At 48.3% G+C, this 26237-nt stretch carries 20 protein-coding genes and 1 rRNA gene; 4 read left to right on the top strand and 17 right to left on the bottom strand.

Annotation, left to right across the window (positions count from 1 at the left end; all coding sequences use genetic code 11):
* Positions 1–147: 147 nt before the first annotated feature.
* The 9 genes from JIE71_RS08455 to recG all read right to left on the bottom strand — a co-directional run bounded on the left by JIE71_RS08455 (position 148) and on the right by recG (position 11640).
* Positions 148–948 (bottom strand): sulfite exporter TauE/SafE family protein, encoded by an 801-nt coding sequence (locus tag JIE71_RS08455; protein ID WP_199508284.1) that lies wholly within the window; start codon positions 946–948, stop codon positions 148–150.
* A gap of 63 nt (positions 949–1011) precedes the next feature.
* Entirely contained in the window at positions 1012–1503 is a 492-nt protein-coding gene (locus JIE71_RS08450) for a flavin reductase (RefSeq protein WP_199508283.1), read from the bottom strand.
* Between the two features lie 127 nt (positions 1504–1630).
* Positions 1631–2665 carry a methionine synthase gene (locus JIE71_RS08445; RefSeq protein WP_199508282.1) on the bottom strand — a complete coding sequence of 345 codons (1035 nt, stop codon included), beginning with the start codon at positions 2663–2665 and terminating at the stop codon, positions 1631–1633.
* A gap of 69 nt (positions 2666–2734) precedes the next feature.
* Positions 2735–3727, bottom strand: a complete 993-nt coding sequence (locus JIE71_RS08440) for a DUF1852 domain-containing protein (RefSeq protein WP_199508281.1) — start codon at positions 3725–3727, stop codon at positions 2735–2737.
* 273 nt (positions 3728–4000) lie between these two features.
* Entirely contained in the window at positions 4001–4495 is a 495-nt protein-coding gene (locus JIE71_RS08435) for a hypothetical protein (RefSeq protein ID WP_199508280.1), read from the bottom strand.
* 131 nt (positions 4496–4626) lie between these two features.
* On the bottom strand, positions 4627–4806 hold the full coding sequence (locus JIE71_RS08430; protein WP_199508279.1) for a hypothetical protein: 180 nt from the start codon (positions 4804–4806) through the stop codon (positions 4627–4629).
* Between the two features lie 123 nt (positions 4807–4929).
* Positions 4930–8016 (bottom strand): efflux RND transporter permease subunit, encoded by a 3087-nt coding sequence (locus tag JIE71_RS08425; RefSeq protein WP_199508278.1) that lies wholly within the window; start codon positions 8014–8016, stop codon positions 4930–4932.
* A complete protein-coding gene (locus JIE71_RS08420) occupies positions 8013–9323 on the bottom strand; it encodes an efflux RND transporter periplasmic adaptor subunit (protein ID WP_228284600.1) in 1311 nt (436 codons plus the stop codon). The genes JIE71_RS08425 and JIE71_RS08420 overlap by 4 nt, the downstream gene beginning before the upstream one ends.
* Before the next feature lie 115 nt (positions 9324–9438).
* On the bottom strand, positions 9439–11640 hold the full coding sequence (recG, locus tag JIE71_RS08415) for an ATP-dependent DNA helicase RecG (protein ID WP_199508297.1): 2202 nt from the start codon (positions 11638–11640) through the stop codon (positions 9439–9441).
* A 291-nt stretch (positions 11641–11931) separates the two neighbouring features.
* Here recG and JIE71_RS08410 point away from each other — a divergent pair, with 291 nt between their 5' ends.
* The gene (locus JIE71_RS08410; protein WP_228284599.1) at positions 11932–12897 is read left to right on the top strand and encodes a patatin-like phospholipase family protein; all 966 of its coding nucleotides are present in this window, start codon (positions 11932–11934) and stop codon (positions 12895–12897) included.
* Positions 12898–13039: 142 nt separating this feature from the next.
* Here the strand turns inward: JIE71_RS08410 and JIE71_RS08405 are convergent, their stop codons facing one another.
* Complete coding sequence (locus tag JIE71_RS08405; RefSeq protein ID WP_199508276.1) at positions 13040–13621, bottom strand: hypothetical protein; 582 nt, start codon at positions 13619–13621, stop codon at positions 13040–13042.
* A gap of 308 nt (positions 13622–13929) precedes the next feature.
* Between JIE71_RS08405 and argA the strand changes: the two genes are divergently transcribed.
* The gene (argA, locus tag JIE71_RS08400) at positions 13930–15252 is read left to right on the top strand and encodes an amino-acid N-acetyltransferase (protein WP_199508275.1); all 1323 of its coding nucleotides are present in this window, start codon (positions 13930–13932) and stop codon (positions 15250–15252) included.
* Between the two features lie 109 nt (positions 15253–15361).
* On the opposite strand, the gene JIE71_RS08395 is transcribed toward argA, so the two are convergent.
* Entirely contained in the window at positions 15362–16102 is a 741-nt protein-coding gene (locus tag JIE71_RS08395) for an FKBP-type peptidyl-prolyl cis-trans isomerase (RefSeq protein ID WP_199508274.1), read from the bottom strand.
* A 445-nt stretch (positions 16103–16547) separates the two neighbouring features.
* On the opposite strand from JIE71_RS08395, the gene JIE71_RS08390 reads away from it, so the two are divergent.
* Positions 16548–18248: a mechanosensitive ion channel gene (locus JIE71_RS08390; protein ID WP_199508273.1), complete on the top strand. Its 1701-nt coding sequence runs from the start codon at positions 16548–16550 to the stop codon at positions 18246–18248.
* 68 nt (positions 18249–18316) lie between these two features.
* Here the strand turns inward: JIE71_RS08390 and JIE71_RS08385 are convergent, their stop codons facing one another.
* A complete protein-coding gene (locus JIE71_RS08385) occupies positions 18317–19648 on the bottom strand; it encodes a hypothetical protein (protein WP_199508272.1) in 1332 nt (443 codons plus the stop codon).
* A gap of 203 nt (positions 19649–19851) precedes the next feature.
* Here JIE71_RS08385 and JIE71_RS08380 point away from each other — a divergent pair, with 203 nt between their 5' ends.
* Positions 19852–20634 (top strand): SDR family NAD(P)-dependent oxidoreductase, encoded by a 783-nt coding sequence (locus JIE71_RS08380; RefSeq protein WP_199508271.1) that lies wholly within the window; start codon positions 19852–19854, stop codon positions 20632–20634.
* 44 nt (positions 20635–20678) lie between these two features.
* Here JIE71_RS08380 and JIE71_RS08375 read toward each other — a convergent pair whose 3' ends face one another.
* The 5 genes from JIE71_RS08375 to rrf all read right to left on the bottom strand — a co-directional run.
* The gene (locus JIE71_RS08375) at positions 20679–21392 is read right to left on the bottom strand and encodes a lysophospholipid acyltransferase family protein (RefSeq protein WP_199508270.1); all 714 of its coding nucleotides are present in this window, start codon (positions 21390–21392) and stop codon (positions 20679–20681) included.
* A 112-nt stretch (positions 21393–21504) separates the two neighbouring features.
* Entirely contained in the window at positions 21505–23394 is a 1890-nt protein-coding gene (gene parE / locus JIE71_RS08370) for a DNA topoisomerase IV subunit B (protein WP_199508269.1), read from the bottom strand.
* Positions 23395–23501: 107 nt separating this feature from the next.
* The gene (locus tag JIE71_RS08365) at positions 23502–24113 is read right to left on the bottom strand and encodes a YqiA/YcfP family alpha/beta fold hydrolase (protein WP_199508268.1); all 612 of its coding nucleotides are present in this window, start codon (positions 24111–24113) and stop codon (positions 23502–23504) included.
* Positions 24114–24527: 414 nt separating this feature from the next.
* On the bottom strand, positions 24528–25949 hold the full coding sequence (locus tag JIE71_RS08360; RefSeq protein ID WP_199508267.1) for a hypothetical protein: 1422 nt from the start codon (positions 25947–25949) through the stop codon (positions 24528–24530).
* A gap of 194 nt (positions 25950–26143) precedes the next feature.
* A 5S ribosomal RNA gene (gene rrf, locus JIE71_RS08355) occupies positions 26144–26237 on the bottom strand; the annotation flags it as partial.

Raw genomic sequence — 26237 nt, 5'->3', positions numbered from 1 at the left:
TCGTCTTAAACGCTAACGACTCCATGGGCTGACAATGAAAGCACATCTTAGGGCGTGTTATTCAGACAGGTAGACGGTACTAAAAAAGCCTCGTACCATTACGAAGCTTCTTATATCGCGGTCAATGAATCGCTATTGCGTATTTTCTTACACCAATCCTTTATATAGAAAAAAACAGCTGACAGCGAGCAGCAATACGGCAAAGCATTTTTTTAACAATGCAGGCGAGAGCTGATGTGCGACTTTTGCGCCGAATTTGGCGGTAAAAAAGCTCATGATACCAATGCCCAAAAAGGCATAAATATGCACATAGCCAATGGCATTTGGCACGTCAACATGGTCTTGCATACCAAAGATCATAAACCCAAGCGCGCCAGCAATGGCGATGGGTAGCCCGCACGCCGCAGATGTTCCTACCGCCTTTTGCATGACCACATAACGGTTGAGATACGGTACGGTGATACTGCCACCACCGATACCAAAGATGGCGGAGGCAACGCCAATCCCCGCCCCTGCGGCAAGCTGCTTGGGCGTTGATGGCATGACTTGATAGCTGGCGACTTGCTGTGCTTTACTGCCTCTAAGCATCTTAATAGCCACCCACAGCAAAAACGCACCGACGATGATTTGTAAGTGATTGCCTGAGAGCCAGCCTGCAATGCCTGCACCCAAAAAGCAGCCGAGCGCCATACCAGGCGCAAGGTTGGTAAAAACCGGCCAAATAACCGCGCCGTTTTTATTGTGCGCCATTAAGGAGCTGATTGAGGTGACGATGATGGTGGCAAGCGACGTGCCCAGCGCCAGATGCATGACCACATCAGGGCTGTAGTCCATTTGCGTAAACACAATAAACAACAGCGGCACGATAATCGTACCACCGCCAACACCGAACAGCCCTGCCGCAAAGCCTGCCAGAGCGCCTATAATTAAAAATATAATGAGTTCCACGAGATACTTACTTTTGGTTGGCCAATAGAAATGGAAAATGAAAAAGACTATTAGGGCTTATCCCTAGACAGTTTCAGCCTGACGCAGTTGATGGTAGCCGCGGTTAAAATACACCAAGCTCTCATCTTGCGTGCTTTGCTTAATCGCGACGACGCGGCACATGAACACGCTGTGCGTGCCCACTTCTTGTACTTGCTCAATCTCGCAATCAAAGCTGACCAAAGCATCTTCTAAAACAGGCGAGCCAGTCACCAAGGTCTGCCAATCCGCTTTAGCAAAGCGCTCCTCTGAGCTCATCTTTGAGGCAAAGGCATTAGACAGTTGCTCATGCTGCGCGCCCAAAACATTGACACACAAGGTCTTGTTACCCACAAAATGTACGTGTGAGCGTGAGGCGCGATTCATACACACGAGCAGCGTCGGTGGGTTGTCGCTCACGCTGCATACTGCCGAAGCAGTAAATCCGTGCGCACCTGACGTGCCTTCGGTGGTGACGACATTGACAGCCGTGGTCAATAATGACATGGCGTTTCTAAAGTCGATGGCTTCAATCATGATGACATCCTACAATTAACGGTCGCAATTTTTGAGACAGTGTTAGCGCGATGCGCCTATTGTCTTTTTATGAACAATAAGCGCATCAAACGGCTCAATAGAGAGATAACGACGGTTGATAGACGCGTTATGCACCCACGCTCAGCGCTTCACGGACGATAGCTGCGCCTGCACTTAAGGCTTCTAGCTTGCCGCGAGCAACGTGACGTGGCAGCGGCGTCATACCGCAGTTGGTTGAAGGATATAATTTGTCCGCATCAACAAATTGCAAGGCTTTACGCAAAGTATCTGCCACAGCCTCTGGCGTTTCAATCTCATTGGTCGCCACATCAATCGCGCCAACCATCACTTTTTTACCACGAATCAGCTCAATCAAGTCCATCGGTACGCGTGAGTTTTGGCACTCAAGCGACACGATATCGATTTTTGACTGTTGCAGTTTTGGAAAGGCTTCTTCGTACTGGCGCCACTCCGAGCCAAGCGTTTGTTTCCAGTCGTTGTTTGCCTTAATGCCGTAGCCGTAGCAGATGTGTACGGCCGTTTCGCACTTTAAGCCTTCGATAGCGCGCTCAAGTGTCGCCACGCCCCAGTCATTAACTTCATCAAAAAAGACGTTAAACGCAGGCTCGTCAAACTGAATGATGTCCACGCCTGCCGCCTCCAACTCTTTGGCCTCTTGGTTAAGGATTTTGGCAAATTCCCACGCCAACTTTTCGCGGCTTTTGTAGTGACCATCGTACAAGGTATCAATCATGGTCATCGGCCCTGGCAGCGCCCATTTGATCGGCTGGTCGGTCAGTGAACGCAAAAACTTGGCATCGTCAACGAAGACAGGCTTTTGGCGGCTTACATCACCGACCACCGAAGGCACACTTGCATCATAACGATTACGAATACGCACGGTCTCACGGTTTTCAAAATCCACACCGTCTAAATGCTCAATAAAGGTGGTCACAAAATGCTGACGCGTCTGCTCGCCATCACTGACGATGTCAATGCCTGCCAGCAGTTGCTCTTGTAGTGACACGCGCAAGGCATCTTTTTTGGCTTCTGCCAGTGCGTCATCGGCGACTTTCCATGGTGACCAAAGCTTTTCAGGCTCAGCCAGCCATGCAGGTTTTGGCAAGCTGCCAGCGGTAGAGGTCGGTAATAATAAAGTCATGTCGGTATATCTTCTATAAAAGTAATAAGTCGCTTAAAAATGAATGAGCGTGCAATAAAGCAAAGGCACTTATGCCGCGTCTTGTTCAGGCTTATAGTTGGCCGCCCACGTATCCAGGATGTCTTGATACGGCTTGATAAACTGCTCTTCGGTAAACTTGCCTTGCTTGACAGCCATTTGGCTACGCTCTTCACGGTCATAAACAATCTGCGTCAGCGAATAGTCTTGGTATTTTAGGCTTGGCTGATAGACCTGACCTGCCGTTGAATTGGCGTTATAAATCTCAGGACGATAAATCTTTTGGAACGTCTCCATGGTGCTGATTGCACTGATCAGCTCAAGATCGGTGTAGTCGCTGGTCAAGTCGCCCGCAAAGTAAAACGCAAGTGGCGCAGCGCTGCCTTCAGGCTTAAAGTAACGCACAACCAAGCCCATCTTGTAAAAATAATCGTCGGTCAATGAATACTCGTCCTGCTTGTATTCCACGCCCAGCACAGGGTGCACATTGGTGGTGCGATAATAGGTCTTACTGGTCGATACGCTGAGGCAAATCACAGGCTGCTTGTCAAAGTTTTCTTGATACGCGTCTGAGCTCAGCAAGTATTTAAACAATTTGCCGTGCAAGTCGCCAAAACCTTCAGGCGCTTTGGCATTTGGATTTTTGTTAAAGTGCTCTAGCAGTACCACGCTAAAATCATAATCACGCACATAAGAAGAAAAGCTGTTGCCGACCATACCGTCGATGCGCTTGTTTTCTTTGTGGTCAACGATGGTGGTTTGCAGCATCTCAATCACAGGGAACGCATCGCCATTGCCTTCGATATCCATGTTGGCAGACACGATGTCCACTTCGACCGAATAACGATCGGCATTTGGGTTGTCCCAATGCGCCAGTGCGTTAAAGCGGTTATTAATCATGGTAATCGCTTTGCGTAGGTTGTCTTCGCGTGCTTCACCGCGCGCAAGATTGGCAAAGTTGGTCGTCATGCGCGTGCTGCTGGCAGGCTGATAGTTTTCATCAAAACGAATGTGCTTGATTGAGCATGCAAAAGGCTTAGTCATGGTGATTCCTACCCTACAAATTGAGATAACACTGAATGTCTGTATGGGTGTATTAAACCAAATCTCTAACATGAATAAAAACGATATAAACTTATTATAAGTTGAATTTTATTCATTATTAGTAGTTGTGACTTTTTTTAATCATAAATACGTCATTTTCTATTAAAGATATTTTATAGGTAGAAAAAAACCTTAAGACAGCAGCGCTACCATCTTAAGGTTTATTGGTTTTTACTTCTGAAAAATATACATCACCAAAAATCTTACTTTACGCTACACCCCAAACCCACAAGCAATGCTGTTATCTTTTTTATCAAACGTTAAATGCGTAAAGCCCTCGCCCGTCACTTGATAGCCGCTACTATCGTTTTTAGTTACCGTGTTGAAATCATATTTATCCACAGGCAGCGTAAACTCCTTGCGTAATGCTTGCGGATCATTGGCAAAGTATAATTTTAGATGTGACCACTCATACCCACTTAAGTATTCAATCTTATTCAGCGGCCGCCCAAAGGCAGTGGCATTACTGAGCACATACGTCGTGAGAGTTTCTTTATCGGTATTTTCGCCACGATAGCGCGTTTCGGTATCGATAATCGATTGCTGATAAGGTATGGGTAAGCTGCTGGTTGTCGGGTTAGGATAATCACAGCCTTTTTGCATGGATTTGAGATATGGGGTCCAGTCGGTACTGGCTGCCTGCCGCGTTGCACAACTGGTTAGTGATAAGGCGGCGACCATACTGAAAATGATGGCGGTTAGCTTCATGAGTGCCTCCTAACGACAAATCATAAGATATTGTTTGATAGTATCATTACTATAACGTATTGATATATCAGACAATTAAACGATAAGTAAAAAGGCATACACGTTCTATAGCAGTTTGGTTGTGAGATGTATCAAATAACCCCATACGCGGTAGTCGCGTATGGGGTTTTAGATGGACTGCGATAGCTTTTGTCTACTGCTTGGAATGCAGAGCCTACATCATTATAGGTATTTCCACTGATCTCATAGCTTGGCGCTGAAACAGAGCCATCACTATTGATGGTTGCACCGCCACCTAACACGGTCGCCATGCTCTGGCTAGCATTGTAGAGCTGCGAACCATTAACGGCTTGGTTGCTGCTGGCACTGACATTGCCTGTTGCTGCGTTATAAACGGCGCCGGTGATGGTCGCGCTACCTGCCTTTTGTATGATCTATTTCGCATTTTTACCATGCGGCACCAGCCACTTGGCAAACCATCCTGACAAATCATCAATCAAGGTATAAACCACAGGAATCACTACCAAGCTGAGCAAGGTTGAGGTAATCAAGCCACCCAGCACTGCTGCCGCCATCGGACGACGAAACGTGGGGTCTGCCTCACCAAGACCCAGCACCAGTGGCAACATACCAGCGCCCATCGCGATGGTGGTCATAATGATCGGACGCGCCCGCTTATGACACGCATCCATAATCGCCTCAAAGCGAGGCAGTCCGCGATGCTGAGCAATCAGCGCATAGTCCACGAGCAAGATAGAGTTTTTGGTGGCGATACCCATGAGCATAATAAAACCAATCATTGAGGGCATGGACAAGCTGCTGCCCGTCACCACTAAGCCCACGAATGCGCCGCCAATGGATAGCGGCAGCGCCATCAAAATCGTAAAGGGCTGAAGTAAGCGCCCAAAGAGTAAGATCAGTACGCCCAAAATACAGATAATCCCTACCGACATGGCGATGACAAAGCCTTGGAACAGCTCCGCCATGTTCTCTGCCTGTCCTTGCTCGATAATGGTAATGCTGTCGGGTAGCTGCTGCAACGTCGGTGTATTTTTGACGGCGGTCACAAGGTCGCCCAGCTCGCCATTGCGCGGCTGTACGGTGATATTAATGGCGCGCTCACGGTTGAGGCGGCGGATTTGCGCAGGCCCTGTACCGAAGTTTAAATCTGCCACATCGCCGATTTGTACGCCGCCAGCCGTTTTGCTGCTCGGCACATACAGCGACTCTAATTGGCTGATGTCTTCTTTTGCCGCATCGGGCAGGCGCACCACGACGGGGATTTGGCGACTTTCTAGGTTGAGCTTTGAGAGGCGCTGCTCATAATCGCCAACGGTGGCGATACGCAAGGTTTCTGCGATGCTTTGCGTGGTTACGCCTTTATCTGCCATAGCAAGGCGGTCAGGCATGACGGCAAGCTCTTGTTGCGGCAAGCTGCGGTCACTGGTCACCGCACCTGCGATGGGCAAAGCACGAATCTCGCTCATGATTTTTTGTACGGTTTGCTCCAGCACGTCTGGATTGCTGCTGGTCAAAGAAAAGGTATAGCCCGTCTCGCCACCACTCGATAAGCCCACGGTAAAACGCGCACTGGGCACTTGGGTGAGCAAGTCGCTGATTTTGCGCTCAATCTCTGTTTTGGAAATGCGCTCGTCACGCGGCTGCAATACAATGTCTAAGCTGGCGACATTTTCGGTGTTGCCGCCGCCTGAGCTGTTTGATTCAAGCGATGCTGATTGCGCCTGTCCAATCGCGGTAAAGACGTGCGTTACTTCAGGCAGCGCCATGATGCGTTCACGCGCCAGCGCCGCCACGCGTTCAGTGTCTTCAAGCTTGGCATCAGGGGTCAGCTCAATCGCCACGCGGCTTTGGTTGATGTCATTATCAGGAATAAACGAGGTCGGTAGCAATTTCACTAAGGTTAATGACGCCACAAACAATGCTAAGGTCGCGCCAATGGTTATCCAGCGATGGCGCAGTGTCCAGCCCACGATTTTTAAATAGCCCTGCATGATTTTGCCTGTCTTTTCGACATGGTTTTTTTCAGGGCGCAGGATATAGGCTGCCATCATCGGTGTAATCAGACGCGCCACGAGTAAGGAGGCAAAAATCGCCATTGCCGCTGTCCAGCCAAATTGACGGAAAAACTGTCCGACAATACCACTCATAAAGGCGGTAGGCAAAAACACCGCTATCAAGGTAAAGGTGGTGGCAATGACCGCCAGACCAATCTCGTCCGCCGCTTCCATCGCCGCCTCATAGGGCGTTTTACCCATCCTTAAATGGCGCATGATGTTTTCGACTTCCACAATCGCATCATCGACCAACACACCGATGACCAACGACAAGGCGAGCAAGGAGATGATGTTGAGGCTAAAGCCAAACAGATACATGCCCAAAAAGGTCGGAATAACCGACAGCGGCAATGCCACCGCCGCCACGATGGTCGCACGGATGTTGCGCAGGAATAAAAACACCACCACGACCGCCAATACGCCGCCCTCAATCAACATACGGATGGACGACTGATAGTCCTCGGCAACGGGGGTGGCGCGGTCATAGACTTTTTCAATCGTGACGTTGCTTTTTTCTGCTGATAATTTGGCAAGCTCCGCATCGACGCGCTCGGTCACTTCGACCTCACTTGCGCCACGCGAACGGGTGATGTTAAAGGCAACCACCGCATCGCCATCGAGTTTGGCAATTGAGCTGGGGTCAGCGCTGCCATCGGTGATGGTTGCCATGCTGTCCAGCGCGTTGACCCCGCCTGTCGGTACGGCGATTTGTAGCTCATTTAACTCACGACTGTTTTCTGCTGCGCCAAGTACGCGGATAGTCTGCACGCGGTTACCCACTTTGGCTTCCCCGCCTGCGCTGTCTTGCTGAATACCTGCAACTTGCTGAGACAGTTGTGAGATGGACATTTGCAGTCCATTTAAAATATTAGGGTCGGCCGCGACAGTAATCTCACGCTCCAAGCCGCCAATACGACTGACCGAGCTGACGCCCTCAATATCGGACAAGCGCTTGGTCACGGTGTCATCAACGAACCATGACAAGTCTTGCACGTTCATGTTTTTGCCACTGACCGAATACGTCACGACAGGAAAGCCTGAAGTCGATACTTTGGTAATAATCGGGTCATTGGCCGCAGCAGGCAGGTCGCCTTGCACTTCGCTCACCGCTGAGCGCACATCGTCCACCGCTTCTTGCAAATCCTTATCAAGGACAAACTCGGTTGAGATGGTCGCTGCGCCCGTTTGTAAGGTACTGCGAATGTGCTTGATGCCTTCAATACTGGTTAAACGGTTCTCCAACTTTTTTGCCACATCATTTTCTAGCTGGGCAGGCGCAGCGCCAGGCAGCGTGACTGTGACCACGACCGCAGGCAGGTCAATATCAGGAAACTGTTGTACCTTCATCGACTGAAAACCAAACCAACCGCCTAAGGTCAATAAAGTAAACAGTAAAATCGCGACCAGCGGATTTTTGATGGAATACGAGGAGACGTTTAAACTCATGAATTCACCTGCGCATTGGCATTGACGACTTGTACGAGGTCGCCATCACTGATAAAGCTGCCGCCTTGCTTGACCAATTGTACATCACTGGGTAGTGGCTCAGCCAGCACGACATTCGTACCACGGCGTTCGGTAACTTCAACGCGCTGCTGCACGATGCGCCCAATCGTTTTGCCATCGGTGGTTTTTAGGTCGGTCACCAGCATCACATTGTCATAGCCGTCGCTGCTGACAATCGCGGTATTGGGCAGCACTTGACGCTGCTCGTCACCAAATATCAATGAACCCGTCTGGAACATGCCCGCGCGTACGTTATTGCTTGGCGCGAGAGTGGCATAAATCGTGACTTGGCGATTGTCATCGGCGGTCGGTGCGATGCGGCGAACTTGTCCCATCACCGATTGATTGTTCGGTAAGCTGACTTTGACAGGCGTGCCAATGTCAATTTGTGGTAAGCGCTTGGGATCGATATCCGCACGCCATTCGAGCACACCATTTTTGATAATGGTAAATAAAGGGTCATTGCCTGCAACCATACCAACTTCTGCGGTTTTTTCACTGATAATACCGCTCACAGGGGCAATGACTTGTGCGTTTTTGACCGTCAGGCGCTGATTGTTTAAGCGCGCTTGTGCCGCGTCCAAAGTCGCGCGCGCGCGTGTCGCGGTGGTGCGGTAGCGGTCGGCTTCTTGCCTACTGATGGCATCAATATCGACGAGCGGCAAGACACGAGCGGCATCGGCTTCGGCATTCGCAAGACTTGCCTCAGCTTCCGCGACATCGGCTTCAGCTTGGTCCACCTGCTGCTGCATGGCATCGGTATCAAACACCGCGAGCACTTGTCCTGCTTTGACCGTACTGCCCTCTTCGACCAGTACCCGCTCTAGTGCTACGTTATTGACCTTGGCACTGACGGTCGCCACGTCTTTGGCGACAATCGTACCATCGGTGCTTAAGGTATTATCAATGTTGGCTTGGCTGGGAGTCACCGTTTCGACAGACAGTACGGTTTGCGCTGACTCGTTCGCTGCTGTGTCAGCGCTTGCAGCGGTAGGATTGGTAGCTGCCTCATCACCTTGCCCCGACTGTCCCCAATAGCGACCAAGCACCACACCAATGATGAGCACCGCAATCAGCGCAGGTATCAACCACGGCGGCATACGGTTATTGCTCGGCGGCGTTTGTCGATAAGGCGGCACGGTCGTATCCGCTTCAGTATCGGCTGGTGTATAAGCGGGTGGCGTGCTGCTGGGTTCAGGAGACGTCTCAGTGGTTGAGGCAGGGCGCTTGGGGTTGTTGTCGTTCATATCGCTCATCATCCATCTCTGTCATTGGGCATTAGTTGCGCAAAGCGCCGTATCCTGCCATCACATGTTGTTGTGCCTAGTTTTCATTTGCTTAAAAAATAAACGCATGGCGCGCTTAGGCATTGGTATAGCGGGTCGCTTCAGGCATCCAGCGGTGAATCAGTTGACTGACGTCCGCCTTGCGCGCAGGGTTTTGTATCAAGTGCTTGGCGAGATTTTGGGCAATGGCAAACAGCGCCTCATCACGCACAAGGTCGGCTAGATAATAGCCAATATTGCCCGTTTGCCGCTTACCGAGCAGCTCACCAGGGCCACGCAGCTGCAAGTCTTTTTGCGCAATCACAAAGCCATCAGTACTGTCGCGCAAGACATTTAAGCGCTCAATGCCCGTCTCGGATAAAGGCGACTGGTACAGCAGCACACAGTAGCTTTTTACCGCGCCGCGTCCCACCCGCCCGCGCAGCTGGTGCAACTGCGACAGCCCCAGACGCTCGGCATTTTCAATCACCATCAAGGACGCGTTCGGCACATCGACCCCGACTTCAATCACGGTGGTGGCAATCAGCAGCTGAATATTACCTGCCTTAAATTCTTGCATCACCGCTTGCTTGTCCGCCGCTTTCATCTTGCCATGTACCAGCCCGATACGCACATCAAGGCGCTCGCTCAAATCGGCATAAGTCTCTTCCGCTGCCTGCGCATCAAGAGCGCTTGACGCATCGACCAGTGAGCACACCCAGTATGCTTGCCGACCCTCAGCGCAGTTGATAGCGATACGCTCAATCACCGCATCACGGCGCTTGCGGTCGATCATCACCGTGGTAATCGGAGTACGTCCTGGCGGCAGCTCATCGATAACTGAGGTGTCCATATCGCCGTACACACTCATGGCGAGCGTGCGCGGGATGGGCGTCGCGGTCATAATCAGCTGATGCGGTGTGCTGTTTGCCACGCCTTTATTCATCAGTGCCATGCGCTGCTCAACACCAAAGCGATGCTGCTCATCAATAATTACCAAACCCAGCTTGGCAAACACCACCTGCTCTTGAAACAGGGCGTGCGTACCGACCACGATTTGTACCGCATTGTCCGCGACCGCGGCTAAGGCTTCGCGGCGCTCTTTGGCAGTTTGTTTGCCCGCCAGCCAGCCAACCTCAATACCGAGCGGCGCAAACCAGCGGCGAAAGTTTACTAAATGCTGCTCCGCCAAAATCTCTGTTGGCGCCATTACCGCCACTTGCCAGCCACTATCGAGTGCATAGCCTGCCGCCGCTGCCGCCACTAAGGTTTTGCCCGCGCCCACATCGCCTTGTACTAAGCGCAACATGGGCACGGAGGTCGCCATATCACGGACGATGTCTTGTAACACCCGCGTTTGCGCGCCCGTCAATGCAAATGGCAATCCCGCTATCAGCTGCTCGGTTAAGGGACTGTCCGTACCGCACTTGGGCGCTTTGTGCTGATGCAGTTGCTCACGGCGGTACAATAAGCTCAGCTGATGCGCGGTCAGCTCTTCGATAATCAGTCGCTGGCACGCAGCATGGGTGCGCTCTAATAATTGGGTTAATAAATGCTGCTGCTGGGCGCTGCTGGTGTAGGTCGGCGGCGTATGCAAGAGTACTAGCGCCTCAAAAATACTCAAATTATAGACACTTTCAGGTACGCTTTGATGACTCGACGGTACACCCATCGCTAAGGGCAAATGCGCCACTTGGGCAAAGTCATCAGACGTTAATAAAGTCATGGGCAGACCCGCTTGCCGCACCAGCTGGAGTGCCAGTCTTATCAAGGTGCGCAGCTTGTTTTGATGCAGGCCTTTTACGGTCGGATAAATCGGCTGTAGCCCCGCTTGCGTGGCAGCGTTATGACTATTCACAACTTGATATTCAGGATGATGCATTTGCTTACCGTAGCGGGTGATTTTCACCTCGCCGAACAGCTGCAGTTCGCGTCCCGTTTGCATGGTCTGCACCAAACCTGCGTACACCTTAAAAAAACGCAAGGTCAAGCGGTCGCTATCGTCATCAATGACCACACTCATCCCACCGCGCTTGTTTTCAACATGAATCACGCGCCCCAGCACCAGTGCGCTTTGTCCTGACTCAATATCAATAATCGGCACGACACGGCTGCGATCTTCATACGCACGCGGCAGATGCAGCAACAAATCAAAAATCCGCACAATACCCAGCTGCGCGAGCTGCTCAGCAATCTTGCTACCCACGCCTGCCAGCGCCGTCACAGGCATATCGAGCGCGCTGTCTGTGCGCGTGGCAGATGGCGTGGCGGCTAATGTATTGGACGGTGTGGCGGGCATTGACGTCAGTGACATGAGTCTATCCTGATAAAAACCTATAAAAAATAAAAGCGGCGTGCTAGGGCGCGCTTAGCAACAGAAGTCGCCATCGTAGGCACACGCCATGTGATAGCATAAAACCCCTTGCCAAGCACGTCAAAGATGGCGATGATGCGCAAGCACACTACGACCATAGCCCATACGCGCGCCACTGTCCGTTGAGATGATGTATAAGCCACTTTGCCACGCAAGGCTTGTCGGCGAAAGCACGCAGCACATGGACGCAACTTACACAGTTTACAAGGATGCCTGATGCGCACGCTCTTTATTTTTTCTTATTTTCGCGCCGATATCGCCTCAAGCACAATGCGCAGCGCGCTATATCGCGTCCTGATGCTGATTGGCATGACGTGGCTGTTTGCAGGTTGTAGCACGCTGGCGAGCGTTCAAGAAAACGCGCCCGCTGCCATGCCTAAACCGAAAGTTGCTCTCGTCTTGGGCGGTGGTGGGGCACGGGGGCTGGCACATATTGGCGTGATTGCCGCACTTGAAGACGCAGGCATCACTCCTGATATCGTGGTCGGTACCAGTAGCGGCAGCTTGATTGGCAGCTTATACGCAAGCGGTATGGACACCGAGCAGCTGACAAGCCTTGCCCTAAACACCCCAGACAACGCGCTCCTCGACCCTATATTGTCCAATCAAGGCTTTATCGAAGGGATTAAGCTCAAAAACTTTATTAATAACAACGTCGGCGGGCGTCCGATTGAGCGCTTTCCCATCACCTTTGCCGCCGTGGCGACGGACAAGCACCGCTTGACCAAGCACGTCTTTAGCTCAGGCGACGCAGGTCTTGCTGTACAAGCCTCGTGTAGTGTGCCCAATGTCTTTATCGCCCCACGTATTCCTGAAAAGACAGGACGCAAGTATGTGGATGGCGGCGTAGTCAGTCTCGTGCCTGTCGATAGTGCGCGCGACTTGGGCGCTGATATTGTAATTGCTGTTGATGTCACAGACCGTCAACCTGAAACAAGTAACGCCCTACCCACCAGTCTGTGGGGCTGGCTCGATTATACCGTGCTGCCTGCCTCCAAGCGCACACTTGCCGAACGCGCTCGCGCTGATGTGCTGGTTGTGCCGAGTATCGCCCCGATTAAGGGCTTAGGCACACGCCAGCGCCAAGCATTGATTCAAGCAGGCAAAGACGGTACCGAAGCGCTATTGCCTGACATTAAAACTCGCATCGCTGCCCCTGTGACAGATAATAAAGCGCCCTAATTTTTGCTGAAATTTTTTAGACTGGGTTTCTTTAGGTTTTATTTCGTTAATGCGCACGCATAAAAAAAGCATCACAGTCACGCTATGATGCTTTTTTTGTGCTTTATAAATGTGCTTTATAAATAAGGAAAGGTGCGATGGCTTATTTTACTTGAGCGCGATACTTTACCATCACGGTTTCATTGATGCCGACATTTTCTAAGTCCCAACGCACCCCACGATAAAATTTCAACGGAATTTCTTGGGTCTGACCATCGACTTTACCACGTAAAGGCATACGGCTAAAGCGGTTGCCATCAACGCTGCCGTATGGCATGGCTGGCGCGACATCGCCCATCAACTCTACTTGCTCAGGGATAGAGATGGTCACAGTCATCTGACGCACGCGGTCAGGATTATTATTGGTAAAAAAGCCTTGATATTCTAAAACGTCACCTGACTGCAAGCGAGTGGCCGCTGTGACAGGCTCGAGCATTTCTTGACCTGTGGCATCGGTTTTGACGAGCTGGGCGGTAATACGGCTACTGATGGCTTGCTCAGCAGGGCGCGGCGTGTTGGCTGTTTGCGTGAGTGCACCATTATCTAAGGCAGGTTCAGGGGTGGGCAGCATCGCTGAAGCTGGCAGCACGGCCATTACACCGACGAGCGTACCTGCGACCACATGAAACAGACGATGATTGGTCCATGCTGCAAACGGATTGGCAAAATGATTGCTTTTTTTCATAATAATGACGATTCCTAATTGATAGATCAAAAACACAATGCTGTCTAACCAGACGTGCCATACATGTACAGTTGCCCGCGCTTGGCGTAAACGCTGTCCTTAGCTTAGCCCCGCTTAGCATATCAAAAACCAAGCATAGAGACATATACCCCATGTTGCGGTTGTGTATAGGATAATTGTCTGCTCTAGCGCAAATATCCTTAAATAAAAGATAGCTCATACAGCGCTTTTTTGCTATGGTAAATCTTTAGCTTTTCACACAGCGTTCTTCATTTTTTGCTTCTTATTTATCTTTATCGTTTTTTATTATGACTACTAGCGCCATGCCACAAATTAACCCTGAATACGTCCACTGGTTCCGTAACTCTGCGCCATACATCAATACGCATCGCGGCAAAACCTTCGTGATTATGTTTGGTGGTGAAGCAGTCAATCATCCCAACTTTAGCACCTTAATTCATGATTTTGCGCTATTGCACAGCTTGGGTATCAAGCTGGTACTGGTGCATGGCGCACGACCGCAAATCAGCAGTAACTTAAACGATATGGGTATCAAATCACCCATGCACCAAGACATCCGCATTACCCCACGTGATGCCATGCCGTCAATTTTACAGGCGGTGGGTGCCATTCGCTTACAGATCGAAGCACAGCTGTCGATGGGTCTGGCCAATTCGCCCATGTACGGCTCACGCATTGATGCAGTTTCGGGCAACTTTGTGACCGCCCGCCCTTATGGTGTGCGTGATGGTATCGATTACCAAATGACAGGCGAAGTGCGCTCTATTGATGTTGATGCCATCAAAAATAATTTGCAGCACAACCATATTGTGATTTTAGGTTCCATGGGCTATTCGGCGACGGGTGAAGTATTTAACTTACTCGCTGAAGATGTGGCGCTCAGCTCGGCGGTAGCGCTTGGCGCGGATAAGCTGATTTTCTTAGGAGAAGATACAGGTATCAGTGACGGCGACCGTCTGCTACATGAGATGATTCCCAACGAAGTAGATCGCTTCTTACGTGGGCGTGACCTGAATAAAGAGATTAACTATTTCTTGCAGTGTGCTGGCGCTGCGTGTCGTCAAGGGGTGCATCGTACGCACATTATCTCTTATGCCAAAGATGGCGCGCTGCTAGAGGAGCTGTTTACTCGCGATGGCTCAGGAACGCTGATCAGTCACGATCCGTACGAAGAGATTCGCCGTGCCAATATTGATGATGTGGTCGGCTTGGTTGAGCTTTTGACCCCGCTTGAAGAGCAAGGCATCTTGGTCGCCCGCTCGCGTGAGCGCTTAGAGCAAGAGATTGACAACTATAGCGTGATTGAGCGTGACGGTATGATTTTGGGCTGCGCGGCACTGCACCCACTCGATGAGGATTCTGCCGAAGTCGCGTGCGTGGCGGTACATCCTGATTACCGCAGTGGCAACCGTGGTGGCGATTTACTGGCCTTTTTGGAACAGCAAGCACGCAGTCATGGCAGGCACCAACTGTTTGTCTTAACCACACGTACCGCGCATTGGTTTGTTGAGCAAGGCTTTACTGAAGTCAGTGCCGACGCCCTACCTGCTGAACGCCGTATTCAGTATAACAACGGCCGTAACTCAAAAGTTTTCCAAAAAGTTCTCTAAAGACATTTTGGTACATCGGCTATAGCCAAACACGCCAGCCAATAAAAAGCCCCGATATCGTATCGGGGCTTTTTTATACACATGATTCAGCGTATATTTTATTCACTGATTATTTGCTTGGGTTTACTGCTAGCAAGTCTACGGTAAAGATCAGCGTGCTGTTTGGCTCGATACCTGGCGTGCCCGCTTCACCATACGCGATGTCTGCTGGGATAAAGAACTGGTATTTACCGCCTTCTTTCATCAGCTGTAGACCTTCCGTCCAGCCTGGAATGACTTGGTTTAATGGGAACTCGACTGGCTCACCGCGCTCGTATGAGCTGTCAAATACCGTACCATCTAACAGTTTGCCTTCGTAATCGACTTTTACGACGTCAGTCGCTTTTGGTGATTTGCCCGTACCTTCTTTAAGCACTTTATACTGTAGGCCAGATTCAGTTTGCTTCACGCCTTCTTTTTTAGCGTTTGCTGCTAAAAATTCAGCGCCTTTGGTCTTATTGGCTTCTGCACTTTCTTGCATTTCTTTAACGAACTTTTCTTCTTGCTCTTTTTGGTAGTCGGTCAAGACTTTTTGCATCTGCTCTTGGGTCAGTGCCGCGTCTTTACCTTCATAGCCGTCACGGAAGCCTTTTTCAAAGGTATCTAAATTTAAGTCGGTAATGGCATCTTTGTTACCTTCAGCCATCATATACCCAAGGCTATAGCCAACCTTTTCAGCAGCGGTGCTGTTTTCTGTTACAGCAACACTGGTCGCCGCAGTTTCTTGGTTGCCATTGTTGGTGCTGCAACCCGTAGTTAATAGCACAGCGCTGGTTAATGCACTTAAGGTTAACGTGGTAATTTTTTTCATAAGATACTCTCAAGTTGTAAGAACAGTGGCAAGATGTCACAGGCTCGATATCATAACAAATCTAAGTTTTGGCGGCTATCACTGCTGAAAAATTATCGAACTTACGTACAATCTTTGTTAATATTTGCTATTAAAATAACAAGTTATCACACAATGATAGCGCCCCGTTAAACTTTATCTCTTTAATGCCTATCTCTTATCCGCTAAGCTAATCGAACAATAACCATGGCCCCATAGCTAAAAACCAAAGCATTACTTCGTATCCATAACTTTAATGAATACAAAGCCAATCATTGGTTGTGGTCATGTCCTTTGCTATGTGGTGACATCTTTAGAATACATAACGTTTAATCAAAACAATAATACCCGTAACGATTGAATTGTGTGTTTGTTTTTATTGCTCAATGTTACATAAACAGGCGCATAATCATTAAAGGAGGACAGGATGAACCCAATGTACCCAACATTCAATGGATTTTTAGGAGGACCGATAGGCTCAGTAATCGGCGCTATCCTTATCTTAATTATTGGCTTTTTTATTGCTTTAGGCATTGCTGCTTTAGTTCGCAAAGCGCTTGCCAAACTTAACTTAAATCATCGTATGCGTTCATCCACAGGCAAATCATACGATTTAGAACACATCGCTTCTCAAGTTGTTTTCTGGTTTATTCTTATCATTGCCATTTCAGGCGCACTCAATCAATTAAGCCTCAATACCATCTCGACGCCCTTTGCAAATATGGTCAGTCAAGTGCTTGCCTTTATTCCTAATCTGCTTGGTGCGATTGCTATCGGGGTGCTCGGTTGGGTGGTGGCGACCGTGGCACGTACTACCATTAATACCGCATTATCAAAAACCACATTGGATGAGCGTCTAAGTGCCCAAGCAGGCGTAAAACCAATGAGCAGCACCATTGCTGACATGGTATATTGGTTCATTTTATTGGTAGTACTCACTATGGCACTGGGTCAACTTGGTCTAGATGGGCTGTTTGCGCCACTAAGCAATATGGTCAATGACATTCTTGCTGCTCTGCCAAATATCTTTAAAGCCATTGTGGTATTTGCTGTTGGCTATATCATTGCTAAAGTGGTACGCGGTATCGTAACCAACTTGGTTATGTCGTTTGACATTCAGCGTTTGGCCTCAAAAGCAGGTATTAACGAACAAAACAGCCTGCCAAACATTGCAGGTTCAGTAGCATTCTTAGTAGTGATTATTCCAACCATTATTGCTGCATTAGAAGCGCTAAGAATTGAAGTCGTTGCACGTCCTGCAACCAATATGCTTAACAAAATCATGGAAGCCTTGCCAAACATCTTTATGGCAGTGGCGGTACTTGTGATTACTTTTTACGTGGTACGTATGGTGGCAGGCGTGGTCAAAAACTTGCTTGATAATACCGAAGTCAACCAATTACCACGTAAAATCGGTCTACAAGAAACCATGGGCAGTCAAAGTGTGTCTGACCTTGTGAGCCATGCGATTGTTTTCTTCGCCATGTTATTTGCTACCGTTGCCGCTGCTGACTTGTTAGGTTTTGAGCCTATCTCAGCTATCATTACCATGTTCATCGGTTTTGGTGCCAACATTATCCTAGGCGCGATTGTTTTGGTTATCGGTTTTTGGCTTGCCAATGTGGTCGCTGGTGTGGTCGAGCGCTCTGAAAAGGGTTCACAGTTCCTAGCCAACATCGTACGTGTCCTCATTATGGGTCTGGTACTGGCAATGGGTCTAAAAGCGATGGGTATCGCTGACTCTATCGTCAACCTAGCATTTGGTCTGACGCTTGGTGCTGTTGCGGTTGCCTTTGCCCTATCGTTTGGCTTAGGTGGTCAAGAAGCTGCCGCACGTTTCCTACGCCGTATGCAAGACAAAATGGAGCGTGAGCAAGACGAACACAGCGCCAAAGCTGACGCAAATGGCAGCACACAAGATGCCGTAAAAGCCTCTGTCCGTGACAATACGCCAAGTGCCGCGCATTCAAACACGCCAAATCAGTCCTCAACGACCACTGTGAATGAAGACAACATCACACGTGTTGCGCCCCCTGCTGATGCCCGTGAGCGTACGCAGGATACTCATCCAAACATCACGCATTTTGATACCTCGGACAACGATAACGACGACAACAACCGTTATTAGTCCTGATTGGTATTAACAATAAAAAAGACAGCTTCGGCTGTCTTTTTTTATGAACGATAAAAGATAAGTCAAGAGCGTGGCGGGACAGAATAGTGTAACTGTACACTTGGCATGTCTGGTGCATCTGATGCAGGTGCTTGTGCAGCTTTCTGAACTTGAGCATTCAGATGCTTAATTTTTTGTACCATGCGTCGCTCATTTTGACTGAGCGCAGCGACAGGCTGCACCCAAACATCCATATCAACAAAGGTATCTTCGCCTTCAATAATAAAATCAATACCGATCACGACCACTTGCGACAGCTCATCTATGGGCAATCTGACAGCCACATCTTCAGCAATCTTAGCTAAATTAGGCACAATCACCTCACGGCTATGCTGTGCCAGCGTATCGGTGCCATAAAAGATCAGCATATAATGACGACCGAGACGGGTATAAGAATGCTGATGAATCACATAGCCTGCCCGCTGTAGCTCAGAGGGTTGCTCCACGTGTTTGTATAACGTGCGTACCAGCTCATGACGCGAAAACAGCGACTCATCAAACAATACCTGACGGCTGATTTCTGCTTGCAGCATACTCGCCTCGTCTATCTCATCATCAATCAGTGTTTCGGTATGCCGTTCACACAGCGTACTCCATAAGCTGCCTGCCTGTGCCAGCGTATTTTGGGTGTCAGGGTCAGTTAAGTGTGCGCGCATGTGTTTCAAGGCGACATTGGGGGCATCAGCAATACCACTCACTATCAGCGTCTTATCAATGGCTATCGCTTGTGTTAACAGCTCAGGACTTTGTAAAAATTTTGTGAGTAGTGCCTGCTCATTTTCAAAGTCCATGCCATGATGCGCATCTTCACCTAAGATAGAGGCGCGTAGCGCAGCCTCGTGATAGCCCAAAAACTGCCAGATATCTGCAGGATTGGGCAGCTGCGCTAAGATACTTTGCCAATCTTGCCAGCCGAATACTTGTAATAAAGGTATCTGCTGCTCGGTATCTATGACCAGCTCTTCAATAAAATAACGCGCGCCAAAGTGATGTAAAAGGTGCCCGCGCTCGGATGCCCGCACGTCTTGTTCATCTTCTTGGATATCTATGTTTAACACGTAGCGCAGCACCGCATCCTCACCTTGCTGACTGACTTGCTGTTTGTGCCAACTCAGTGCTGCTTTTAGTGCGGTTTGACGGACGCGCATGACCTCATCGTGACTGCTCATGACAGGCGCAAATAGCGTTATGGATAAGACGAGCAGCACCCCTTCGGGCAAAGTGTATTGCTGTACACGCGCCTGATGCGTCATAGAAATATCAAAGCTGGGCAGCGGCGGTGATGTCTGCCAGTAGGACGCTAATGGATTATGCGCGGTGGCTTTTTTTGAGGTATATATCATGAGCTCCGACATTATCTTATCCTTATTCTACGTACTTACGAGCATTTATAAATTGCCTACTGTAACAAACTTCTAGACGTGATTTGGCAAAAACAGATGGCTGACGCTATATATAGATAATGTTACAAGATGGCGCAAGCTATCGATTCTCAAGTTTCGACTTGCTATGATGAATGCACCAACAATAATCAATAATACAAATGAGGATGCTACGCATGAAGCGTTTTAGAGAGACCGTGGTTATTATTACTGGTGCAGGCTCAGGCATTGGCCGCGCTACTGCCCTTCGCTTTGCTAATGAGGGCGCAAAAGTCGTCTTGGTCGGTCGTACTGCCGCGACATTAGAAGAAACGATAGAGCAGCTCCCCCCTGACAGAACTTGGATTCATACCGACCATTATTTAACCATCACTTGTGATATCAGCAAACAAGACCAAGTCGCAGCGATGATTAAACACGTGGTCGACCAATTTGGCAAGATTGACATCTTGGTAAACAATGCAGGCACTGCGGTACAAGGAAAAATCACTGAGTTATCAGACGATGATTGGAAGCAAGCTATTGATACCAACTTAACAGGCACGTTCTATGTCTGCCGCGCTGCTATGCCGCATTTAATCGCCAGCAAAGGCTGTATCGTCAACGTATCCTCTGTTTCAGGTATGGGCGGCGACTGGAATATGCCCGCTTATAATGCCGCTAAAGCAGGTGTAACGAATTTAACGCGCACCCTAGCCCTTGATCATGGTGCCGATGGCGTACGTGTAAATGCGGTCAACCCCAGTGTCACCAAGACCGACATGACTGATGCCATCCAAAGCAACGAAGAAAAAACCAATAAATTCCTCGCACGTTGTCCTCTTGGACGCCTTGCCGAGCCTGAAGACATTGCCGCCGCGATTGCCTTCTTAGCCAGCGAAGACGCACTGATGATTACAGGTGTCAACTTGCCTGTTGATGGCGGTGTCAGCGCGTCAAACGGTCAGCCGCAATTCTAAGGCTAAGGCGGCATTGATTACTATGGTATTGAGGTAGATACACATTATTCCCTGTCTGCCTTAAGATTGACATCCTGTAGCGGCTGCGATAGGCGCTCGGGATGTTTTGGTATCACCCCTTTAAACTGCTGATAGATTTTTGGCAGATCTGCCTCGATATCGCCTGTGGGATATATCGGGGATAAAAACCGTACTTCCTTACTTTTATAATCGAGCGCCACTGGCAGTATCGGCACGCCAGCCCCAAGCGCTAAATAATAAAATCCCGTCTTCCACGTCGTGGTGTATTGCCGCGTCCCTTCTGGTGCTAAACCCAAAAATAATGGCTGATCGGTTTTAAAGCGCTCAATACTTGATTGCAGCACGGAGCCTTTTTTATCCCGATTGATAGGGATGACTCCCATCCAGCGCAGTAGCTGCGCAAAAATAGGTATTTTGAACAGCGTATGCTTACCCATAATATTCAGCTTCAAATCCAATGCAAACAACGCAGGTAGGGCATACAGCGCATCAAAATTTGAGGTATGCGGCAGCCCAAGCACTACTGCCTGCGAGACATTGGGGACAGTGCCTACCGTACGCCAGCCCAAACGATGGAGCAAATATTCTGCCGCCACAGCAGACAGCATATTATTGCGCCGAGGCACCAGATTGCCGATATCTTTTCTACCGAGTGCAGGTAGCGTGTGTGTATTGTTCACAACACGGCTATCGGCATTCGACGCTCGATCAGCGTGACGTTTTGGCTTAAGCGACATAGTGGCACCATGATGAGTAGGCTGTATCTATCATCATAGCAATATTTGGGACGGTACTTTTAGCTTTTCTTACGCCGTCATTTGTATTACTAGCCGCGAATGCAATCTTTGCTTACAGCGCCACATCCGCCAAGTCGCCTTTGTGCTCAAGCCATGACTTACGATCCGCCGAGCGTTTTTTCGCCAGCAGCATGTCCATCACACCATTGGTCAGTATCATGTCATCCATATCCAGCTGTACCAAACGGCGCGTATCGCGGTTCATGGTCGTCTCGCGCAGCTGGTCAGCGCTCATCTCGCCCAAGCCTTTAAAGCGGGTAATTTGCGCTTTTTTATTGCCCGTCACTTTGGACAAAATATGCTCAAGCTCTGGCTCATCAAGTGCATAATGCACCTCTTTACCAATATCCACGCGATACAGCGGCGGCATGGCAACGAACAGATGCCCTGCATCCACTACTGCAGGGAAATGCTTCACAAACAGCGCGCAAATCAAGGTGGCAATGTGCAAGCCGTCCGAGTCGGCATCGGCTAAGATACAGATTTTGTCATAGCGCAGCTCGGACAAATCATCAGATTGTGGGTCGACACCAATGGCAATGGCAATATCATGAATCTCTTGGCTGGACAGCACCGTATCCGACGACACTTCCCACGTGTTCAAAATCTTACCACGCAAGGGCAAAATAGCTTGATAATGACGGTCACGCGCCTGTTTGGCACTACCGCCCGCCGAGTCCCCTTCGACCAAAAACAGCTCTGCCCCATCGCGTAGATCACCACGGCAGTCGGCAAGCTTACCGGGCAGTGCGGGACCTTGAGTGATTTTTTTACGGGCGACTTTTTTGGCAGATTTTAGACGCCGACCTGCACGACTGATTGCCAATTCGGCAATTTGCGTCCCGATATCGGCATGCTGGTTAAGCCATAAGCTAAAGGCATCTTTTGCCAAAGCCGCCACAGCGCCCGCCGCTTCTCGACTTGATAGGCGCTCTTTGGTCTGCCCAGAAAACTGCGGCTCCGAAAAGCTCAAGGATAAAATATAATTGACCCCATCCCACACATCTTCGGCAGTCAACTTAACTTGGCGCGGCAACAGATTGTGAATGTCGCAAAACTCGCGCAGCGCTTCCAAAATCCCTGTGCGCAAACCATTCACATGCGTGCCGCCCTGCGCCGTCGGAATCAAATTCACATAGCTTTCTTGAATCGGTGTGCCGCCCTCTGGCAGCCACGACAGCACAAAGCGAACGCCAGCGCGCTCACCCTCTTTGGCATCGTAGTTGTAATAAAATGGCGTTGCAGGTAGCGTCTCCGCGCTGTCCAACTGCTCGGTAAGATATTCCACCATGCCATCGGTAAATTGCCAAACCACTTTTTCGCCATTAATATCATCGATAAACTCAATGGTCAGACCTGCTGACAAGACAGCTTTGGCTTTTAGCGTGTGCTTAAGCTGTTTTACACTAAATTTTGGCGTATCAAAAAAGCGCTCATCGGCCCAAAAGCGCACCTTCGTACCGCGCTTACGTTTGTTCGAACTGACCGATTCTGTCAAAGGAGTAACAGGTGCACCCTGTTCAAAGGCGATATTGTATTCTGTGGCGTCACGCCATACCGTGACCTCAACACGCGTAGAGAGCGCATTAACAACCGAAATGCCTACGCCATGAAGACCACCCGACACTTGGTAATTGGACGTCGAAAACTTACCGCCTGCATGTAAGCGCGTCAAAATCAGCTCGACACCCGATTGCCCAAACTCAGGGTGAATATCGGTCGGCATGCCGCGTCCATCGTCTTCGACAGACAGCGAGCCATCTTCATGCAGCTGCACTTTGATGGTCTTGGCATAACCAGCAAGCGCTTCATCGACCGCATTATCGATCACCTCTTGCGCCAAATGGTTCGGGCGAGTGGTATCCGTATACATGCCAGGACGGCGACGAACGGGTTCTAGTCCTTCTAAGACTTCTAGAGACTGGGCGTTATATTCACTCACAAAGGCACCTTCAGACAACGATAAATGGTAAATGAAGGGTCATTATAACCAAAAAAGACCTTTATGCATGCAAAAGTACGTTTACTTACGTCATAGCATGTCGCGTCTTATGCCTCTGCCAATGCCAGTAGTTTTGGCAGTAGCTTGGAGAGATGCTCAGCAAAATCACTAAATCGATGATCGCCGCCCGCCTGTACAATGACCTCTGCGCCATGCTGTGTGTAAAAATTAATGGCCAGCTCAGGATTTAATAACTCATCTCCAGACTTAACCACCGCAAGCACACGCTTAGGATAAATAACCTCTGTCAATGAATGCGCGGCAAACCAATCCAAATCGTTACGCGTCATCTGCCAACCACCTGACGTGGTATAGATAGTTTGCTCTTTTGATGACTTTAAGTGCTCATTATTTAAAGAAAAGCGCTGCAAACTGATATGTGGCTGAATGCTGGGATTAATAAGTAAGGCAGGACAACCGATAGTATTGCTCAAAAAGGTCGCAAAATATCCGCCCAACGAACTGCCGACCAATAACGTCTCCTTGGGTGACTCGTTGATAAGTGCCGTAACCTTTTCGACCACCTCAGATGGCGATCTATTTAAATCAGGTCGCATCACCATGATGTTGGGATAATGCTGCTGGCAATAATCAGCAAGCAATTTGCCTTTGGTCGCATTGGCATCACTGTCTAAGCCGTGCAGGTAAATTAGGTTCATGCGTTATCTCGTGTATTTATTATGGTTGTCTGATGTGGGCTATTCATATTTAGCATATCATCCACCAAACAAGAATAATAATAGTAAAACGGCACACTGTTAGTCTGCATTTGCGGCATGATTGTGTTTATATATTCTTTTTTGCTAAAAAAAGGAATAATACTAACAACGATGGAGTCGTCATTGTTCAACAGAACAGTAGGGCTAGGTATTAAGACTTATTGCAGTCTACATATCGAGATTATGCGATTGCTTCAAAATGGGTAGTTGGGATTTGATTTTGAGGAAAATGTTGAGATAAAAGCTTATGCTCTGTTCTCCAACCGTACAAGGCGCTCAATTTCTTGAAATTTTATTCAATATAATTTTTGAAATACCATCCTAACCACTTCTCGTAATTTTATATAAATGCTATCACATTGGACTTTTGAATGGAGAATGCATTTGTCGAAATTCAGGTTTTTCTTGCTTAGGATTATATACTAAAGATTGTTTATCATTATTTACTTTACTACCTAAAATATCTCTCGCTTCACCAAGTGACCAAACTGTAGACAAATCATCAGTTAAATTCCGGTACACGGCATTAAATCCTTTAGGCTCTGTCAGATTATATATAAACTCTGGTAACTTAATCTTGAAGTTATATGCGGGGAGTTTTGGAAGTGCATTTAACGCAGCATAAGTATTATAAACATGCACAAGCTTCGTCACTGGAAAACCTTGGCGTGTGTTTAAACCATATTTAACACGTAGATTGTTTGATGCTTTATTAAAACTTGTAACTAATTTCAAGACCTTTCTATTAACAGATGCTGTTTCAGACTGATCAAATAGTTTTCGAATTTCCCTGATTTGTTCACGAGCTTTTACAAACTCTGGGTTATTGCGTATTGAATATGCAGCAGCAACAATTTGAGAAGGATCTCCAGTTTCCCTTGCAAGCCAAGCAGAAAACATCGGCAATGTTGTAGCTGTTGATACAGACAAACCAGCATTATGGATACTCACTAGGTCTTCTGATGCAACTGTTGAAAAATGATCAACAATATTTTTTGCGTATGAAAAGCCGTAATTACAAGTCTGACTTAAGTAAGTCTGCTGATATGCTTGTCGAATAGGATATAAGAATGTGTCTGCTTGTAGATACCTAGCTGCTAGAGAATAAAAAACTGAACGATTGGCAAGCCATACTAGAGCAGCAACGAACGCTTTGATAGCATTACTTGCCTCACCACTTGACTGGCCACCATTATTCCAACGAGCTTCAGGTACTTTATAACCACTACTAATTGGATTCCCATAACGATCTACTAAAGCTACATGTCCACTCGTACGTTGACCTACTTCTGATGCATCACTTAATTCGGAGAAGATAGACGCAGCAAGATTGCCATATTTTTTGAATTCTTCTGAACCGTTTACTAGTCCTTTTAGAGTTAGATGATAAACACTAGAGCTTATATCCCAAGTGCAGATAATATGTGTTTGAAGCAGTTCAATTAGTTTTTTAAAATCTGAGTTTACAAACTCACCGCCTCTAATTTCAGGACGTATAGAATCAGCTTTTTCTTTTGCTTGTTGCTCTATAATTTCTAAGTTAAAATCACTTTTTTTCAGGAAATCAATGTTGGAAAAAGTGGCTATTCGTGAATCTCTATGCTTTGGAATATAATCATCTATAGCTACAATACGATCATAAAACAAAATAGCTTGTAGATAATTCTCCAATGCTACTATATCTGTATCCGTAGAATCCTTAGATTTCGTAAGAACATTACCACTCAAACGTTCAACCGCTGTAAGCGTAGAATTGTCTACTAATGCATATGTCATTAATCAATACCGCCATCTGAATTTCTTTATGAGTCTTACTACACAATATCAAACACTTGTTTATAGTAGCATAACTTTTTTATTCTGATAAGCAAATGGTTACAAAACCTGTAGATGTAACTAAGATTAAAATAAGGAATCTTAAGCATAAAAAAAGCCCCCAACACTAAGTTGGGGGCTTTTTAGGAAAAAGGAGCTGACGATGACCTACTCTCACATGGGCGAACCACACTACCATTGGCGCTACGATGTTTCACTTCTGAGTTCGGGAAGGGATCAGGTGGTTCC

The organism is Psychrobacter sp. bablab_jr014, assembly GCF_016464015.1.
In the GTDB taxonomy this organism is placed as follows: Bacteria; Pseudomonadota; Gammaproteobacteria; order Pseudomonadales; family Moraxellaceae; genus Psychrobacter.
The sequence above is the reverse complement of the archived record's forward strand: the minus strand, read 5'-3'. Positions and strand labels throughout refer to the sequence as shown.